16 protein-coding genes and 1 pseudogene are annotated in these 17444 nt (G+C 60.7%); 3 read left to right on the top strand and 14 right to left on the bottom strand.

The genetic code is table 11. The features are described from left to right. The first annotated feature begins 54 nt into the window (after positions 1-54). The 3 genes from ACZ9GA_RS02540 to ACZ9GA_RS02530 are packed head-to-tail and all read left to right on the top strand — an operon-like array spanning position 55 to position 3468. A complete protein-coding gene (locus ACZ9GA_RS02540; RefSeq protein WP_457357332.1) occupies positions 55-804 on the top strand; it encodes a tRNA-dependent cyclodipeptide synthase in 750 nt (249 codons plus the stop codon). Positions 805-847: 43 nt separating this feature from the next. Further along, entirely contained in the window at positions 848-2104 is a 1257-nt protein-coding gene (locus tag ACZ9GA_RS02535; protein WP_457357334.1) for a cytochrome P450, read from the top strand. Next, positions 2101-3468 (top strand): MFS transporter, encoded by a 1368-nt coding sequence (locus ACZ9GA_RS02530; RefSeq protein WP_457357336.1) that lies wholly within the window; start codon positions 2101-2103, stop codon positions 3466-3468. The genes ACZ9GA_RS02535 and ACZ9GA_RS02530 overlap by 4 nt, the downstream gene beginning before the upstream one ends. A gap of 114 nt (positions 3469-3582) precedes the next feature. Here ACZ9GA_RS02530 and ACZ9GA_RS02525 read toward each other — a convergent pair whose 3' ends face one another. The 14 genes and pseudogenes from ACZ9GA_RS02525 to hscA form a co-directional block, all read right to left on the bottom strand. Beyond that, complete coding sequence (locus tag ACZ9GA_RS02525; protein ID WP_457357338.1) at positions 3583-4374, bottom strand: amidohydrolase; 792 nt, start codon at positions 4372-4374, stop codon at positions 3583-3585. Continuing rightward, positions 4362-5510 (bottom strand): pyridoxal phosphate-dependent aminotransferase, encoded by a 1149-nt coding sequence (locus tag ACZ9GA_RS02520; RefSeq protein ID WP_457357340.1) that lies wholly within the window; start codon positions 5508-5510, stop codon positions 4362-4364. Before ACZ9GA_RS02520 ends, ACZ9GA_RS02525 begins: the two co-directional genes overlap by 13 nt. Positions 5511-5682: 172 nt before the next feature. Further along, positions 5683-7146, bottom strand: a complete 1464-nt coding sequence (gene der, locus ACZ9GA_RS02515; RefSeq protein WP_455922338.1) for a ribosome biogenesis GTPase Der — start codon at positions 7144-7146, stop codon at positions 5683-5685. Between the two features lie 145 nt (positions 7147-7291). Next, positions 7292-8443 carry an outer membrane protein assembly factor BamB gene (gene bamB, locus ACZ9GA_RS02510; protein WP_457357342.1) on the bottom strand — a complete coding sequence of 384 codons (1152 nt, stop codon included), beginning with the start codon at positions 8441-8443 and terminating at the stop codon, positions 7292-7294. Then, positions 8436-9077 (bottom strand): YfgM family protein, encoded by a 642-nt coding sequence (locus ACZ9GA_RS02505; protein ID WP_457357344.1) that lies wholly within the window; start codon positions 9075-9077, stop codon positions 8436-8438. The genes bamB and ACZ9GA_RS02505 overlap by 8 nt, the downstream gene beginning before the upstream one ends. A 40-nt stretch (positions 9078-9117) precedes the next feature. After that, positions 9118-10407, bottom strand: coding sequence for a histidine--tRNA ligase (gene hisS, locus ACZ9GA_RS02500; protein WP_457357345.1), 1290 nt, complete (start codon positions 10405-10407; stop codon positions 9118-9120). 24 nt (positions 10408-10431) lie between these two features. Continuing rightward, positions 10432-11541, bottom strand: coding sequence for a flavodoxin-dependent (E)-4-hydroxy-3-methylbut-2-enyl-diphosphate synthase (gene ispG, locus ACZ9GA_RS02495; protein ID WP_455922335.1), 1110 nt, complete (start codon positions 11539-11541; stop codon positions 10432-10434). Positions 11542-11544: 3 nt separating this feature from the next. After that, complete coding sequence (locus ACZ9GA_RS02490) at positions 11545-12558, bottom strand: helix-turn-helix domain-containing protein (RefSeq protein ID WP_457357347.1); 1014 nt, start codon at positions 12556-12558, stop codon at positions 11545-11547. Continuing rightward, positions 12558-13317 (bottom strand): annotated as a pseudogene (gene pilW / locus ACZ9GA_RS02485) (type IV pilus biogenesis/stability protein PilW). Before pilW ends, ACZ9GA_RS02490 begins: the two are co-directional and overlap by 1 nt. 12 nt (positions 13318-13329) lie before the next feature. Beyond that, positions 13330-14475: a dual-specificity RNA methyltransferase RlmN gene (rlmN, locus tag ACZ9GA_RS02480; RefSeq protein ID WP_457357351.1), complete on the bottom strand. Its 1146-nt coding sequence runs from the start codon at positions 14473-14475 to the stop codon at positions 13330-13332. A 28-nt stretch (positions 14476-14503) separates the two neighbouring features. Next, a complete protein-coding gene (gene ndk, locus ACZ9GA_RS02475; RefSeq protein ID WP_007916882.1) occupies positions 14504-14929 on the bottom strand; it encodes a nucleoside-diphosphate kinase in 426 nt (141 codons plus the stop codon). Positions 14930-15019: 90 nt separating this feature from the next. Next, a complete protein-coding gene (gene iscX / locus ACZ9GA_RS02470) occupies positions 15020-15220 on the bottom strand; it encodes a Fe-S cluster assembly protein IscX (RefSeq protein ID WP_457357354.1) in 201 nt (66 codons plus the stop codon). A 13-nt stretch (positions 15221-15233) separates the two neighbouring features. Next, on the bottom strand, positions 15234-15575 hold the full coding sequence (gene fdx / locus ACZ9GA_RS02465; RefSeq protein ID WP_457357356.1) for an ISC system 2Fe-2S type ferredoxin: 342 nt from the start codon (positions 15573-15575) through the stop codon (positions 15234-15236). A gap of 2 nt (positions 15576-15577) precedes the next feature. Then, positions 15578-17440, bottom strand: coding sequence for a Fe-S protein assembly chaperone HscA (hscA, locus tag ACZ9GA_RS02460; protein WP_457357357.1), 1863 nt, complete (start codon positions 17438-17440; stop codon positions 15578-15580). Positions 17441-17444: the final 4 nt, after the last annotated feature.

Genomic DNA, 17444 nt, shown 5'->3' with positions numbered 1-17444 from the left:
CTCATTTCATTACAAAATAAGTCAATCTTATCATGGAAGACCAGGAGTCAACCTATGCCCCGCGCTGACAACTCACTCATAGATTCAGGACTGCGAAAGTTTCAAACACTGTCCTTTGAGATCCAAGGCTACTCAGAACAGTGCAAATCAATCCTAAATCTCCGCGACCACCTACTTATCGGAATCAGCCCGTTCAACTCCAGGTTTTCTCCAACCTATGTCGAATCTCTCATCAATTGGGGGCATAGCGAATTCAAAAGCGTGGACATTTTACTACCAGACGAAGATAACAGCGCCTTATTACTAAACGACAGCGTGCACACACCAGAGAAAATCGCCAGAAAAGTTCGCAAAGAACTAAGACGCCACCGCCGCACTATTTCCGAAGTTATCAATTCGCTTGGCAAGCGAGCCAAACACACCCGACTAATGGAATTCTCGGACTTTTTTGAACTGCAGGAGTATAAGACATTGCGGGCAGAGGTAGATGATGCGTACCTCAAAAGCGAACCTTTCCGAACGGCGTGCGCAGCAATGTCTCAACAAGCAATCCTGGGGCGTCAATCGGGGTGCAATGCCACTGCCAAACTCCCTTCGGAGATAGATCAGCATGTAGCCTTCGCCACCCGATACATTTTAGCGGAGCTTCCCTTTTACCTAGACACTCCAAAAATGATTGGCACCTCAACATCCGTATTTGCCTATCATCGAATTTGGCCCATAGGCGAATCACTTTGGGCAAAGAAATTTCCGCTTAAAATGGGAAAAAACCAAGCCCACGGAATTCTATCGACTGGCGCGTGAACATCTAAAAACAAGAATTCCAAAAACAAAAAAAGAGCAGACAATGAGAACCATCAAGCAGATAGACATTCGCGCCTTCATCACACCATCAAATCTACCCGCGCTGTACTCTCAAGCCTACGACGCGACCCAAATACTGTATGACCCTGGATTGAACGCTTATTTCATTGGGTGCTACGACGACGTGAACGACGTGCTTCGTTCATCATCCTTTACCACCACTCCGCTGGGTCAGCGCGCTCAGCCGGTCATGGGCGAGCGAGTACTGGCTCAGATGGACGGCTCTGAGCACCATTCAAAACGTAAGGGTGTGCTCTCTGGGTTGACTGGACACCTGTTCAGAGAAAAATACAGCACGATGATTACTGAAATCACCGAGTCAATACTTAAGAGATTTCTACCAGCAGGTAAAATCGATCTGATTTCTGAATTCGGCAAAGAGTATGGCGTAAAGGTCACACTCAGGGTGCTGGGACTACCAACAGAGAGGCATGAGCAAGTAGCTGCCTGGCACCATGGCATAGCGAATTTCATCACCAGCCTGGATCTGACTGACACCGAAAGAGAATTCAGCCTTGATTGCAGTAGACGCTTGATACAGTACCTGACACCACTCATAGAGCACAAAATTCAACACCCAGATGAAAGCCTGATTTCCGCAATCTACGGTAGCACGCCGCCAGAACAAAAAATGACCACCGCAGAGCTTGTGGCATTGGTCCTGAATATTCTCCTGGCAGCTACGGAGCCAGCGGATAAAACGCTAGCCTATCTATTCAAGCATCTACTAGAACAGCCTGAACTGTTTCAACGAGTCGTGAAGGACAGAAGCCTGTTAACCAGTGCAATCAACGAAACATTACGGATGAGCTCACCGGTTCAGCTGATCCCTCGTCAAGCCGAGCAAGGAGCAACCTTACCGGGCGTGAAGTTTTCAAGGGGAGACCTTGTGTTCTGTATGCTTGGGGCAGCCAATCGGGATCCTTCGGCTTATCACGCTGCCAGTGAGTTCAGGATTGATCGACGGGGCGAGAGCCATAGTAGGAATGAAAAAATATCACCGCATTTGGCTTTCGGCACAGGCCCGCACGTGTGTGTCGGCGCGGCGTTCTCCATGATGCAAATCAGGCATACCGCGAACCTGATTCTTGACCACATGAAAGATCTGCGCCTGGCCCCTGACTGCAGCTTCCACGAGGACGGATTTTACACCAGGGGTTTCAGCGCGCTGACATTACTATTTTCGCCAACCACATTGACGTCGACTCCAGATAAGCGTCCGACGGATGCGCATGCATGAACACACGACAGACTTCAGAGCGGTTGGATAAGGCCGATAAGCGTCTTGTTTATACTTTGGCAAGCGGAGCGATTCTTCCTCTTCTTGACACCACAATGGTCAACGTCGCAGTCGGTGGCATCGCTGAACAACTGGGTGCATCACTCAACTTAGCCCAATGGGTCATCACTGCCTATGCATTGGCCGCAGCCAGTGCAGTACCTCTCTCGAGCTGGTGTGTCGGGAAGGTCGGAGCAAGACAGGTATGGCTGTACAGCTTGTGGCTATTTCTAGCTGGAGCGATGTTGTCGAGCGCTGCGCAGAACATACACATGCTTATCGCAGCCCGAGCACTCCAAGGCATCGCGACAGGGCTGCTGCTACCCACTATGCAGACTATCGTGATGAGCTCTGTAAGTAAGGGGAAGGCAAAAACGGCGCTGGCGGCTATTGCGATCCCATCGGTTTTAGCGCCCATCTTGGGCGCTCTAACAGGGGGGGCGATTCTGGAAGCTCTGGGCTGGAGGAGTGTATTTTACCTTCACTTACCCATCTGCCTAATCGCTGTAGTACAAGCCAGGCGCCTCATTCCGATTACCAAAGAGCATCAACACATACAGTTTGACGCCCAAGGTTTCTTGATGCTGTGCCCCGCAATGGCGCTGGTCATTCTGGGAATCACCAGGCTTACCGGATCAATACAGACCTCTGTCACGCCCATAGGTATCATCATCGCCGGCCTGGCCTTGTTCGCCATGTTTGCCAACCATGCAATGCGAGCACCGGCTCGGGCGTTGCTGGATTTAACTATATTACGCATGAACCACGTAAGGCGTTCCTGCGTTCTGCTGTTTCTGTCGAGCGTGCATTACTACGGTTCGCTACTGCTGTTACCGCTTTACTTCGCACGTGTTGGGAATTACTCGTCGGGAACGGTAGGCCTACTTTTGGCGCTTCACGGCCTCGGCACTCTATTGGCCAGACAGTACATAGCCAGACAAAACGCCCGTTGGTGCGAGCGCACGGTGGTCTGGGCAGGTACCAGCGCTGCGCTGTGCGGATCTATGATAATGGCATGGCCTGCGCTGGCTCCGACGATACCAGCCATGGCATTGGGTATCTTCTTACGAGGCGCGGGTGTGGGCATTCTAACCCTGCAGGCAATGTCAGGGGCCTATGTGGGCCTGCACTCTACACAGATCAGCCACAGCAGTGCGTTGACCAGAATGCTGACGCTGTTGGGCGGGGCCACAGGCGTAGCGATTGTCGTTGTGTCATTGGACTGGACTGCAACACTGAATAGCTTTGTGCCCCCACATATCGCGCTGATCGTGATTACGGCGATGTGTTGTCTGGCCGCCCCCAAGTCCAGAGCCAGCCGTTGATGATGGCGTGTGGGACCGGGCGAAGCTCGGGAAAAGCACACCGCGTAGTTTCAGGAAAACCGCGGTGGCCGCTTCCCGAGCTTCGCCCGGTCCCACAGCAGGGAGGTAGGCGGTTCAGTGGAGGTCGAAGGTATCGGCGTCCAGGTGCGCGGGGAAACGGGTGCGGTAGGCCGCCAGTTCGGCGGCGCTGAGGGCGACGTGGAATACGCCATCCGCCTCCCCTGCGCTGAGCAGGCTCTCGCCCTGGAAGTCCAGCACCTGGCTGTCGCCGGTGTAGGCAAAGCCTTTGCCATCGGTGCCCACGCGGTTTACTGCCGCTACGTAGCAGAGGTTTTCGATGGCCCGCGCCGGCAGCAGGCGGTTCCAGTGCAAGCGCCGTGCACCTGGCCAGTTGGCGGTGTACAGCAGCAGGTCGGTGTCGCTGGCATCGCGGCTCCACACCGGGAAGCGCAGGTCGTAGCAGATCAGCGGGCGCACCCGCCAGCCCTTGAGCTCGAACTGCACCTGGCGCTCGCCGGGGGTGTAGTGCTCGTGCTCGCCGGCCATGCGGAACAGGTGGCGTTTGTCGTAGTGCAGCAGCTCGCCATCGGGGCGCGCCCACAGCAGGCGGTTGCGATGGCTGCCGTCGGCGGCCTGGATGATCACGCTGCCGGTGACCACGGCGTTCAGCCGCGCGGCCTGGGCGCGCAACCATTTGCTGGTGGGGCCGTTCTCGGGCTCGCACAGGGTGGCCGAGTCCATGGAGAAGCCGGTGGTGAACATCTCCGGCAGGATGATCAGGTCTGCACCCCGGGCCTGCTCCAGCAGGGCCTCGAAGTGTTCAAAATTGGCTGTGCGGTCGTGCCAGGCCAGGGTGGTTTGCACCAGGGCCAGGTTCAGGTTCGCCAGCGTGCTCAAATCACGCATAGTTTCTTCGCCGCTTCCCGCAGCGTCTCCTCGCGTTTGGCGAAACACAGGCGTACCAGGCGCTGTTCCGGGATAGGGGTCTGGTAGAACACCGACACCGGAATGGTCGCCACGCCGTGCTCGCGGGTCATCCACAGAGCCATGTCCACATCGTTCAGGTCGGGACGGATCTGCGAGTAATCCACCAGCTGGAAATACGTTCCCGCCACCCGGGTGAAGCTGAACCGCGACGGTGCCAGCAAGTCGCAGAACAGGTCGCGCTTGGCCTGGTAGAAACCGGGCAACGCTTCGACGTGTTCAGGACTGGCCGCCATGTAGTCCGCCAGCGCCCACTGCAACGGCGTGACACCGCAGAAGTTGACGTACTGGTGCACCTTGCGCAGCTCGGCGCTGAGCGCCGGGGGAGCGATCACGTAACCTGTCTTCCAACCGGTGACGTGGTAGGTCTTGCCAAACGAGCTGACCACGAAAGCCCTGGAATAGAGCGCTTCGTGGCCCAACACGCTGGCATGTCTGACCCCATCGTAGACCAGGTGTTCATACACTTCATCACTGATCAGGTAGATATCGCGACCTTCGATCAGTTTCGCCAGCCGGCCCAGGTCGGCGGCGCTGATCAGCGCCCCGCTGGGGTTGTGCGGGCTGTTGAGGATGATCATCCGCGTGCGTGGGCTGAGGGCGTCGGTCAGCTTCTGCCAGTCGATGGAAAAGTCCTGCGCATCGAGTTGCACGTGCACGCAGCGCCCGCCTGCCAGCTCCACAGAGGGCTCGTAGCTGTCATAGCAAGGGTCGAAGACGATGACCTCATCGCCGGCACGCACCACGGCCTGCACGGCGCAGAAGATGGCCTCGGTGGCGCCGGGGGTGATAGTGACTTCGGTGTCGGCGTTCACCCTGGCGCCGTACTGACGCAGCACCTTCGCAGCCACCTGTTCGCGCAGGGCCGGCAGACCGGTCATGGGCGCGTATTGGTTGTGGCCGGCGTTGATATGGTGCACCACGGCGTCGCGCAGCCCTTGGGGGCCGTCGAAGTCGGGGAAGCCTTGGGACAGGTTGAGCGCGCCCGTTTCGGCGGCGAGCTGGGACATGGTGGTGAAGATGGTCGTGCCGACATTGGGCAGCTTGCTGGTGATCATCGGGCCTATCCCTGACAGCTGGGGAGCCCAGCAGGATAGCCCAAGGCATTGCGCAGATACCAGTGTGGGACCGGGCGAAGCTCGGGAAAAGGACGCCGCGATGCATCAGGTACTACGCGGTGTGCTTTTCCCGAGCTTCGCCCGGTCCCACAGGGTATTGCAGAGCCAGGAATCAGCGCTTGTCGCGGCGCTTCTTGTCGGCTTTCTTGTGGTGCGACATCAAGCGACGCTTCTTGTTGACCTGGCGGTCGGTCAGCGTGTTCTTGTTGCCTTCATACGGGTTGTCGCTGCCCTTGAACTCGATGCGGATCGGCGTACCGACCAGCTTGAGCACACGGCGGTAGGTGTTTTCCAGGTAACGAACGTAGCTGTTCGGCACCTTCTCCACCTGGTTGCCGTGGATCACGATCAGCGGCGGGTTGGCACCACCCAAGTGGGCATAGCGCAGCTTGATGCGGCGGCTGTTGACCATCGGCGGCTGGTGCTCTTGCACCGCGTCTTCGAGGATCTGGGTCAGGCGGCTGGTAGGCCAGCGGGTGATCGCCGACTTGAACGAGGCCTGCACCGAACCGTACAGGTTGCCCACGCCGGTGCCGTGCAGCGCCGAGATGAAGTGGATGTCGGCGAAGTCGACGAAGAACAGCCGGCGTTCCAGCTCGGTCTTCACGTAGTCGCGCTCGCTAGGCTGCATGCCGTCCCACTTGTTCAGTGCGATGACGATGGCGCGGCCCGACTCCAGGGCGAAGCCCAGCAGGTTCAGGTCATGGTCCACCACGCCTTCACGGGCGTCCATGACGAAGATCACGACGTTGGCATCCTTGATGGCCTGCAGCGTCTTGACCACCGAGAACTTCTCGACTTCCTCGTGGATCTTGCCGCGCTTGCGCACGCCAGCGGTGTCGATGAAGGTGTACTTCTCGCCATTGCGCTCGAACGGGATGTAGATACTGTCGCGGGTGGTGCCGGGCTCATCGTAGACGATGACGCGGTCTTCACCGAGCATGCGGTTGACCAGGGTCGACTTGCCCACGTTGGGGCGGCCGATGATGGCGATCTTGATGCCATCCTTCTCGCTCGGGCCAGGAATGCGGACCTGTTCTTCGCCTTCGGCAACGCCTTCAGCCAGGTCTTCCTCTTCCACATCACGCGGGAACTCGCCGATGGCGGCTTCCAGCAGGGTGTTGACGCCACGGCCCTGTGCACCGGCAACGCCAATGGCGTGGCCCATGCCCAACGGGGCGAATTCGGCGCGGGCCATTTCAGGATCGATGTTGTCGATCTTGTTGGCTACCAGGATGGAGCGCTTGTTGCGCTTGCGCAGGTGCTCGGCAATCATCTGGTCGGCGGCGGTGAAACCGGCACGGGCATCGACCAGGAACAGCACGACATCGGCTTCTTCGATGGCCAGCAGCGACTGCTCGGCCATTTTTTCGTCCATGCCGTGCTCGTCACCGGAAATACCGCCGGTGTCGATCAGGATATAGGAACGCCCTTGCCAGTGCGCCTCTCCGTATTGGCGATCACGGGTAAGACCAGACAGGTCGCCGACGATGGCGTCGCGGCTTTTGGTCAGGCGGTTGAACATGGTGGACTTGCCGACGTTCGGTCGGCCCACCAGGGCGATTACGGGAACCATTAGGCTCTCCATTGCGTTATTTCAGAAAATACAAAGGCCGCTGCAGGCAGCGGCCGGAGTTCGTGGCGGCATTGTACACATGCCGCAGGCCCAATCGTGACCGGGCCGCCGGAGGGCATCGCTGCCCTCCAGCATAGTCAAAGCCTTACTTGACGGTGAGGGCTTCGAGCTTGCCGCTGTTGCCGAACACGTAAATCATGTTACCGGCCACCAGCGGACGGGCGCGCAGGCCGTCGCCGTCGATTTTCTCACGGGCCACGAAGCGACCGTCGACCTGGCTGAGCAGGTGCAGGTAGCCTTCGAAGTCACCCACGGCCACATAGCTGGAGAAGACTTCAGGGGCCGACAGCTGGCGGCGAGCCAGTTTGTCGTTGCTCCACAGCGCGGTGGTGCTGCGCTCGTCCACGCCTTCCACGGTGCCGGAAGCCAGCGCCACGTAGACGCTGCCGAAGCCCTGGGCTACGCCGGCATAGCTGGAAGCATCACGCTGCCACAGCACACGGCCGCTTTCCAGGTCCAGGCCCGCCATGCGGCCCTGGTAGCTGGCGACGTACAGGGTACCACCGGACAGCAGCAGGCCGCCGTCGATGTCGACCACGCGCTCAAGCTCCGAACGGCCCTGAGGCGTTGCAACGCGCTGTTCCCACACCGGCACACCGTTGCTGATGTCCAGGGCAACGACCTTGCCGGTGGACAGGCCAGCCACCGCCAGGTGGTTGGTGACCAGCGGGGCACTGGTGCCGCGCAGGGTCAGTACCGCCGGGGTGCTGTCGTAGATCCAGCGCTGGGCGCCAGTGTTGGCGTCCAGGCCGACCAGACGGTCGTCCTGGGTTTGCACGACCACAACGTCACCGTTGCTGGCCGGCGGTGCCAGCACTTCGCTGTTGACCTTGGCGCGCCACTTGACTTCACCGTTGGTGGAATCCAGGGCGATGACTTCACCGCTGATGGTACCCAGCATCACCAGGCCGTAACCGACACCGACCGCACCGGACACCGAAGCGTTCAGGTCTTTCTTCCAGATCACGTCACCGGTCAGACGGTTGAGGTCCATGATCACGCCGGTCACGTCAGCGGCATAGATGCTGTCGTTCTCGATCGCTGGAACAAGCATGTTGTAGGTCTCGCCCTGACCGTCACCGATCGAGCGACTCCACTCCTTGTGCAACGAGACTTCAGCTTTGAAGTCGGTCAACTCGGCTGGAGGCAGTTCCTTCTTGCTGTTGCTGCTGCAACCGGCTGCCAGGATGGCCAGGGCCAGCAATGCTGCATGTTTCCAACGGATCACGTCACGCATCTTTTTTCGCCAGGTCGTCGAGTTTGATTTGCAAGCCACCTACCGCTGCCTCGTCGGACAGTGCCGCCTTGGCCTTCAGATACGCGGCGTGCGCATCATCGGTACGGCCCAGCTGCACCAGCAGGTCACCCTTGAGTTCTTCACGGCTGGCGAGGAAGGCCTTGTCGGCGTCGCCTTCAAGCAGCTTCAGGGCGTCTTCGGCCTTGTTCTGCGCAGCCATTACCTGAGCCAGGCGCTGACGGGCGATTTCACCCAGCATGGCGTCCTTGGGCTTGTCGACCACAGCCTTGAGCTCGGCGGCGGCGTCGTCCAGCTTGCCAGCGTCCACGGCCACCTTGGCCACGAACAGGCTGCCGTACTGCGCGTACTCGCTGTTGCCGTACTCGCTCTTGAGCTTGTTGGCCAGGTCCGCGACCTGCGCGGTGTCCGGCTTGCCGGTCGGGTTCAGCGCGGTTTCCAGCAATTGCTGGTACAGGCTGGACGCGCCTTGCGACTGGTTGGCCTGGTATTTGTGCCAGGCTTGCCAGCCAAACACCACGACCAGGGCCAGCAGGACGCCGGTGACCAGAGGCTTGCCGTTACGCTGCCAAAAGTCCTTCAACTCGGCGAGTTGTTCATCTTCGGTACTCGACACCCCAATACTCCTATTTCGCAAATTCGGCCTGAAGCCTGCCTCAACCCTGCACGACGCAAGTCGCCAGATGCTCACCCAGAGCATCCCAGGCAATGTTTTGTTGTTCGCCCTGGCCACGCAGGGGTTTGAAACCTACCACTTGTTGCGCCAGTTCGTCGTCCCCCAGGATCAGGGCATACAGCGCGCCGCTTTTGTCGGCTTTCTTGAACTGGCTCTTGAAGCTGCCGGCACCGGCGTTGACCTGGATGCGCAGGTTGGGCAACTGGTCACGCAGACGCTCGGTCAGGGCCAGGCCAGCCAGCTCGGCCTGCTCGCCAAAGGCGCACAGGTAAACGTCGACGGTACGGGCGATGGACTCGGGCACCTGCTCCAGGGTTTCCAGCAGCAGGATCAGCCGCTCGATACCCATGGCAAAGCCGACGCCGGTGGTGGGCTTGCCGCCCATCTGCTCGACCAGGCCATCGTAGCGCCCCCCGGCGCACACGGTGCCCTGGGCGCCGAGCTTGTCGGTGACCCATTCGAAAACGGTCTTGCTGTAGTAATCCAGGCCACGCACCAGCTTGGGGTTGATCACGTAGGGGATGCCGGCAGCGTCCAGGCGAGCCTTGAGGCCCTCGAAGTGCACGCGCGACTCTTCGTCCAGGTAATCAGCCAGCTTCGGCGCATTGACCAGCACGGCCTGGGTCTCAGGGTGCTTGGTGTCCAGCACGCGCAGCGGGTTGGTTTTCAGGCGGCGCTGGCTGTCTTCGTCGATCTGGTCCAGGTGCTCGGTCAGGAACGCCACCAGCGCTTCGCGATAGCGACCGCGGGCTTCGCTGGTACCCAGGCTGTTGAGCTCGAGCTTCACCGCGTCACGGATGCCCAGGGCACCCCACAGGCGCCAGGTCAGCACGATCAGCTCGGCGTCGATGTCCGGACCGTCGAGGTTGAACACTTCGCAGCCGATCTGGTGGAACTGGCGATAACGGCCTTTCTGCGGACGCTCGTGACGGAACATCGGGCCCACGTACCAGAGCTTCTGCACCTGGCCACCGCCGGTGATGCCGTGCTCCAGCACCGCACGCACGCAAGCAGCCGTACCCTCAGGGCGCAGGGTCAGCGAGTCGCCGTTGCGGTCCTCGAAGGTGTACATCTCTTTTTCGACGATGTCGGTGACTTCGCCGATCGAGCGCTTGAACAGGTCGGTGAACTCGACGATCGGCATGCGGATCTGCCGATAGCCGTAGGTGTCCAGCAAACCTGCCACGGTGCCTTCGAAGTAGCGCCACAGGGGCGTCTGGTCGGGCAGGATGTCGTTCATGCCACGGATGGCTTGCAGCGTCTTACTCACGAGAAATCCTTAGTGTTCTTTTGATCAGCCACGGGCGATCAGCGCCGCGTCAGCCTCGACCTTTTCGGCCGCCTTCTGGCGAATCAGCTTCTCGAGCTCTTGCACCAGGTTGTCGTTGGTCAGTTTCTGCGCCGGCTTGCCGTCGATGTAGATCAGGTTCGGCGTGCCGCCGGTCAGGCCCACGTGGGCTTCCTTGGCTTCGCCGGGGCCGTTGACCACACAGCCGATCACCGCCACGTCCAGCGGCACCAGCAGGTCTTCCAGGCGCCCTTCCAGCTCGTTCATGGTCTTGACCACATCGAAGTTCTGCCGCGAGCAGCTTGGGCAGGCGATGAAGTTGATACCACGCGAGCGCAGGCGCAGGGACTTGAGGATGTCGTAGCCAACCTTGATCTCTTCCACCGGGTCTGCGGCCAGGGAGATGCGGATGGTGTCGCCGATGCCATCGGCCAGCAGCATACCTAGGCCCACCGAGGATTTCACCGTGCCCGAGCGCAAACCGCCGGCTTCGGTGATGCCCAGGTGCAGCGGCTGGGAGATCTGGGTGGCCAGCAGGCGGTAGGCGGCGACGGCCATGAACACGTCGGAGGCTTTCACGCTGACCTTGAAGTCCGGGAAGTTCAGGCGCTCAAGATGCTCCACATGGCGCAGTGCCGATTCCACCAGGGCTTCAGGCGTAGGTTCGCCGTACTTTTTCTGCAGGTCCTTTTCCAGGGAGCCTGCGTTGACGCCGATGCGGATCGGGATGCCACGGTCCCGGGCGGCATCGACCACGGCGCGCACACGGTCTTCGCGACCGATGTTGCCCGGGTTGATGCGCAGGCAGTCCACGCCCAGTTCGGCCACGCGCAGGGCGATCTTGTAGTCGAAATGGATGTCGGCCACCAGGGGCACGCGCACCTGCTGCTTGATCTTGCCGAACGCCTCGGCGGCGTCCATGTCGGGCACCGAAACGCGCACGATGTCGGCGCCGGCGTCTTCCAGGCGGCGGATCTGCGCCACGGTGGCAGCGACGTCGTTGGTGTCGGTGTTGGTCATGCTTTGCACCGCGATGGGGGCATCGCCACCCACCGGTACATTGCCGACCCAGATTTTACGGGATTCGCGACGTTTGATCGGGGATTCGCCGTGCATGATTTATTGCCCCACTTTCATGCGAGCAGTCTCGCCGGAGGTGAATGGCGCCACGTCCACGGGTTGGCCGTTGTAGGCCACTTGCGCACCGCGGGCATAGCCCAGGCGCACCGCGAACGGCGGCTTGCCGTTCAGGTCAATGGTATCGCCCTTGCGCTTCAGGCCGCTGAGCAGCACCTTGCCGTTGCCGTCGGTGACCTGGGTCCAGCAGTCGGCGGTGAACTGCACGTGCAGTTGGCCCTGGCCAGCCACAGGCGCTTCAGGCGCTGCCACGGCAGCAGGCGCAGCGGCTGCCACCGTCGGCGCAACCGGGGCGACCGGCTGATGCACCACGGCAGGGGCTGGTTGATGCACCACAGCCGGGGCCTGGGCAGGCGCAACAGGGGCCGCCGCCACGGTAGGGGCAACCGGCTGAACGGCGGCTGTCGCAGGCACGGTGGCCGGCGCTTCAGCGGCTGCAGCAGGCTCGGTGACCTCGGGTTTCTGGGCTTCGGTCACGGCCTGGTCTTCAGGCTCGTCGATCGGATGAATCTGGGTGGTGCCGTCGGCGCTTTCGACTTCAACATGCTCCATGGCCAGGCCAGCCTGGTCCTTGCCGCGCTGGCCGGTCTGATCCTGCCACCAGAAGAAGCCGCCGCCGATGACCAGCACCAGCAACAGCAGGCTCACGCCGCGCAGAATATTGTGGGACAGGCGTACCGGTTCTTCGATGCGGCCCAGCGCGTGCACTTCGCTGCCCTGGGCGTGGCTGCCCGTGGCCTGGTCGAAGGCCTGCACCAGCGGCGCCTGGTCCATGCCCAGCAGCTTGGCGTAGGCACGGATGTAGCCGCGGGCGAAGGTATGCCCCGGCAGCTTGTCGAAGGCGCCGGCTTCCAGGTTGCCCAGGGAGGTGGCCGTCAGGTTGAGTTTGACGGCCACGTCGGCCAGCGACCAGCCTTTGCTTTCGCGGGCCTGGCGCAAGGTATCACCAGGGTTCACGCGAGTCGCTGCTACAACTTCGGGATGCGCCGCTTTCATCATTGCTCCGACAGGTATTGCTGATATTCCGGCGTACCGGGATAGAGTCTTCTGAGTTGCAGGCCGTAGCTGGCGGCCCTGTTCTTGTCTTGAAAAATCCGCGCCAGGCGCGTGCCCAGCAACAGGCTGCGAGCGTTCTGTTCGCTCAGCTTGCCGAAGCGGTCATAGTAATCGCGCGCCGGCACATAATGCCTGTCTTCGTAAGACAACTCAGCCATTTCCAGCAACGCCCGTGGCTGGTCGGCATTAAGCCGCAAGGCCTTGTCGAACAACTGCATGGCCAAGGGTTTGTTGCCCATGGCCCGAGCGGTCAGGCCGAGGTTTTCGAAGACCCGCGAGCGCTCAGGATACAGGGGATCGTCGGTCGCTTTCTCAAAGGTTTCGTAAGCGTCCTGATACCGCTTCTGCTCGTACAGGAAACCGCCGTAATTGTTGAGCGTGCGGGCATCCCTGGGGCGGCTGGACAGCGCCTTCTTGAAGTATTCCTCGGCAAGCTTGGGCTCCAGTTCAGCCTGGAACACCAGGCCCAGGGCGCCATTGGCCTCGGCATCGGAGCTGTCGATTTCCAGCGCCTGCTTGAGCGGCACCTTGGCCTGCTCGGCCTGACCGGTCTGCAAGTAACCCAGCCCCAGTTGCACCAGGGCCTTGCGCGCTTCCTCGCGCCCCTTGCTGGTGTCCATCGCGGTTGACTTTACCCGTGGAGACGCAGCCAACCAACAGGTTGAAACACAACAGCAGGAGCGCGGCGCGCACGGTCATGGAGATCCTCTCTCAGGGCCGGTTTTCGGCGTTGAGCGGCATATCGTCGGCCGCCAGCTGGCGTACGGCGATATAGCGTTCGCTACGGCGGGTGCGGTCCATCACCTGCCCTACCAATTGACCACAGGCGGCGTCGATGTCTTCGCCGCGGGTAGTGCGCACCGTGACATTGAAACCGGCCTGGTGCAAATGATCCTGGAAACGACGGATGGCATTGTTGCTGGGCCGCTCGTAACCGGAGTGCGGGAACGGGTTGAACGGGATCAGGTTGATCTTGCAGGGTACGGTCTTGAGCAGCTCGACCATTTCCACCGCGTGCTCGAGCTTGTCGTTGACGTCCTTGAGCAGGGTGTACTCGATGGTCAGCACGCGCTTCTCGCCCAGCTGGGACATGTAGCGCTGGCACGACTCGAGCAGCATTTTGAGCGGGTACTTCTTGTTGATCGGCACCAGCTGGTTGCGCAGCGCGTCGTTGGGCGCGTGCAGCGACAGGGCCAGGGACACGTCGATGTGATCGGCGAGCACGTCGATCATCGGCACAACGCCGGAGGTAGACAGGGTGACCCGGCGTTTGGAGATGCCATAGCCCAGGTCATCCATCATCAGGCGCATGGCGCTGATGACGTTGTCGAAGTTCAGCAATGGCTCGCCCATGCCCATCATCACCACGTTGGTGATGGCGCGGTCGATGGTAGCCGGGACACTGCCGAAGGATTTGTTGGCAATCCACACCTGGCCGATGACTTCGGCGGCGGTGAGGTTGCTGTTGAAGCCTTGCTTGCCGGTGGAGCAGAAACTGCAGTCCAGGGCACAGCCCGCCTGGGACGAAACACACAAGGTGCCGCGCTTGCCCTGCGGAATATAGACGGTCTCGACGCAGCTGCCGGACTCCACGCGCACTACCCACTTACGGGTGCCATCGCTGGAGATGTCCTCGCTGACCACTTCGGGACCACGAATTTCGGCACAGGCCTTGAGCTTCTCGCGCAAGGCCTTGCCGACGTTCGTCATGGCGTCGAAATCATCGACGCCAAAATGGTGAATCCACTTCATGACCTGACCGGCACGAAAGCGCTTCTCCCCGATCGAGTCGAAGAACTGTTCCATCTCAGGTTGGGTCAAGCCCAACAGGTTTGTCTTGCCAGTCATTGCGGTCATGGTTTCACCTTCACTCAGTAGCCGAGGCTTAGCGAGTGGTTACTTCGGTAGCAGCGAAGAAGTACGAGATTTCGCGGGCAGCAGCGGCTTCGGAGTCCGAACCGTGTACGGCGTTGGCGTCGATGGAGTCAGCGAAGTCAGCACGGATGGTGCCGGCAGCAGCTTCTTTAGGGTTGGTAGCGCCCATCAGCTCACGGTTCAGAGCGATGGCGTTTTCGCCTTCCAGAACCTGGACAACAACAGGACCGGAGATCATGAAGGCAACCAGGTCGCCGAAGAAGCCACGAGCGCTGTGCTCAGCGTAGAAACCTTCAGCTTCGGCCTTGGACAGTTGCTTCAGTTTCGAGGCAACGACGCGCAGACCGGCTTTTTCGAAACGAGTGGTGATCTCGCCGATGACGTTCTTGGCAACAGCGTCAGGCTTGATGATGGAGAAAGTACGTTGAACAGCCATGGTGAAACTCCAGAAACAGTGATTGTTGCGAAAAATTAAACCCGCGAATTATACGCGGGTTCTGGGGTAATGCCTAACCTGCAAAGATGATCAGTCTATTTCGTCGGCCCAAAGGGTCTGGACCGCCTCCAGCACTTTCTCGCCTACCCGGCCAGAATTGCTGTCGAAACCAGGCAGTTCCTTGATCCATTGCTGCAGATCGACGAAATTAACCGAATAAGGGTTAACGCCCGGCTTGGCCTCGGCCAATTCCTCTGCAATACGTTGTACATCATTCCAACCGTAGCTCATGACAGCTTCCCGATCAGTGCGGCGCTTCGGCCGCATGGTTGAGCGAATATTTCGGGATTTCGACCGTCAGGTCCTCGGTTCCCACCACCGCCTGGCACGCCAGACGCGAGTTGGGCTCCAGGCCCCAGGCCTTGTCCAGGTAATCCTCTTCCAGTTCGTCGACTTCTTCCAGCGAATTGAAGCCTTCGCGAATGATGCAGTGACAAGTGGTGCAGGCGCAAACGCCGCCGCAGGCGCTTTCGATCTCGATGTGATGATCGTGGGCCAGCTCAAGGATCGAAGTGCCGGTCGGGGCCTCGACTACCAGCCCTTCCGGGCAGAATTTCTCGTGGGGCAGAAAAATGACCTGCGGCATCGTTATTCCTCAATCTCATTCAGGTTGCGCCCGGCCAACGCGGCTTTCACCGTCGAGTCGAGGCGGCGGGCCGCGAAAGCGTCGGTGACCTGCGACAGACGCTTGGTCTGTTGCTCGATGGCCGCGCCGTCGGTACCGCTCATCAATTCACGCAATTCAGTCATTTGCAGCTCGATCACCATCCGCTCTTCGGCGTCCAGCAGGCGATCGCCATCGGCTTCGATGGCCGCCTGCACGGCCTCGATCAGGCGCTCGGCGTCGACCTGGTGCTCGCGCAACTGGCGCGCCACCTTGTCGTCACCGGCGTACTGGAACGAGTCTTTGAGCATGCGGGCGATTTCGCCGTCGGTCAGGCCGTAGGACGGCTTGACCTGGATGCTGGCTTCCACGCCCGAGCCCAGCTCTCGCGCCGAAACGCTGAGCAAGCCATCGGCATCGACCTGAAAGGTAACGCGGATTTTCGCTGCACCGGCGACCATGGCCGGAATGCCACGCAATTCGAAGCGTGCCAGCGAACGGCAGTCACTGATCAATTCACGCTCGCCTTGCAGCACGTGAATCATCATGGCCGACTGGCCGTCCTTATAGGTGGTGAAGTCCTGGCCACGGGCGACGGGGATGGTGGTGTTGCGCGGAATCACCTTCTCCATCAGACCGCCCATGGTTTCCAGCCCCAGGGACAGCGGGATCACGTCCAGCAGCAACAGCTCGTCACCGTCACGCTTGTTGCCAGCCAGGGTATCGGCCTGGATGGCAGCACCAATGGCCACCACCTGATCAGGGTCGATAGAGGTCAAGGGCTGGCGGCCGAACAGCTCGCCAACGGCTTCACGTACACGTGGCACGCGGGTGGAACCGCCGACCATGACCACGGCGGCCACCTCGTCGAATTCCACGCCCGAGTCACGCACGGCGCGGCGGCAGGCCTTGAGGCTGCGGGCCACCATGGGCTCGATCAGGGCATTGAAGCCGTCACGACTGAGCTCGGCGTGCCAGTCACCATAGACGACCGGCACCGAAGCGGCGTCGGTCAGGGCTTCCTTGGCAGCGCAGGCTACCTGCAGCAACTGGCGCTGAGCGCCCGGATCAAGGTTGGCCGAGACACCAGCCTGCTCCACGATCCAGCTGGCGATGGCATGGTCGAAATCGTCGCCGCCCAGGGCACTGTCGCCACCGGTGGCCAGCACTTCGAAGACACCGCCAGTCAGGCGCAGGATCGAGATATCGAAGGTGCCGCCACCCAGGTCATAGATGGCCACCAGGCCTTCGGCATGCTGATCCAGACCGTACGCCACCGCGGCCGCAGTCGGCTCATTGAGCAGACGCAGCACGTTCAGGCCGGCCAGCTTGGCCGCGTCCTTGGTGGCCTGGCGCTGAGCGTCGTCAAAGTAGGCCGGGACAGTGATCACCGCACCTACCAGCTCGCCACCCAGGGTGGCTTCGGCACGCAGGCGCAGCACCTTGAGGATGTCGGCAGAGACTTCCACCGGGCTCTTGGCGCCCTGCACCGTTTCAATGAACGGCATGTGCGACTCGCCGCCAACGAAGCGGTAGGGCAATTGCTCACCCAGCAGCTTGACGTCGGCCAGGCCACGGCCCATGAAGCGCTTGACGGAAACGATGGTGTTGAGCGGATCGGTGGCGGCGGCAGCCTTGGCGGTGGCGCCCACTTCGATGCGGTCAGCGTGGTAGCGGACGGCGGACGGCAGAATGACCTGCCCCTGCTCGTCGGCCAGCGGCTCGGACAGGCCGCTGCGCAAGGCAGCGACCAGCGAATTGGTAGTGCCAAGGTCAATGCCCACAGCCAGCTTGCGCTGGTGCGGTTGAGGACTCTGGCCGGGTTCGGCGATCTGCAGTAGGGCCATGCTT

The organism is Pseudomonas sp. TE3644 (genome assembly GCF_056278815.1).
The sequence above is the reverse complement of the archived record's forward strand: the minus strand, read 5'-3'. Positions and strand labels throughout refer to the sequence as shown.

Coding starts and splice junctions, on each gene's coding strand:
- rlmN (WP_457357351.1), bottom strand. CDS start 14,475: ATGACCGCAATGACTGGCAAGACAAACCTGTTGGGCTTGACCCAACCT.
- ndk (WP_007916882.1), bottom strand. CDS start 14,929: ATGGCTGTTCAACGTACTTTCTCCATCATCAAGCCTGACGCTGTTGCC.
- hscA (WP_457357357.1), bottom strand. CDS start 17,440: ATGGCCCTACTGCAGATCGCCGAACCCGGCCAGAGTCCTCAACCGCAC.
- bamB (WP_457357342.1), bottom strand. CDS start 8,443: ATGCGTGACGTGATCCGTTGGAAACATGCAGCATTGCTGGCCCTGGCC.
- der (WP_455922338.1), bottom strand. CDS start 7,146: ATGGTTCCCGTAATCGCCCTGGTGGGCCGACCGAACGTCGGCAAGTCC.
- ACZ9GA_RS02540 (WP_457357332.1), top strand. CDS start 55: ATGCCCCGCGCTGACAACTCACTCATAGATTCAGGACTGCGAAAGTTT.
- ACZ9GA_RS02535 (WP_457357334.1), top strand. CDS start 848: ATGAGAACCATCAAGCAGATAGACATTCGCGCCTTCATCACACCATCA.
- ACZ9GA_RS02525 (WP_457357338.1), bottom strand. CDS start 4,374: ATGCGTGATTTGAGCACGCTGGCGAACCTGAACCTGGCCCTGGTGCAA.
- ACZ9GA_RS02530 (WP_457357336.1), top strand. CDS start 2,101: ATGAACACACGACAGACTTCAGAGCGGTTGGATAAGGCCGATAAGCGT.
- fdx (WP_457357356.1), bottom strand. CDS start 15,575: ATGCCGCAGGTCATTTTTCTGCCCCACGAGAAATTCTGCCCGGAAGGG.
- ACZ9GA_RS02490 (WP_457357347.1), bottom strand. CDS start 12,558: ATGAAAGCGGCGCATCCCGAAGTTGTAGCAGCGACTCGCGTGAACCCT.
- ACZ9GA_RS02520 (WP_457357340.1), bottom strand. CDS start 5,510: ATGATCACCAGCAAGCTGCCCAATGTCGGCACGACCATCTTCACCACC.
- iscX (WP_457357354.1), bottom strand. CDS start 15,220: ATGAGCTACGGTTGGAATGATGTACAACGTATTGCAGAGGAATTGGCC.
- ispG (WP_455922335.1), bottom strand. CDS start 11,541: ATGCACGGCGAATCCCCGATCAAACGTCGCGAATCCCGTAAAATCTGG.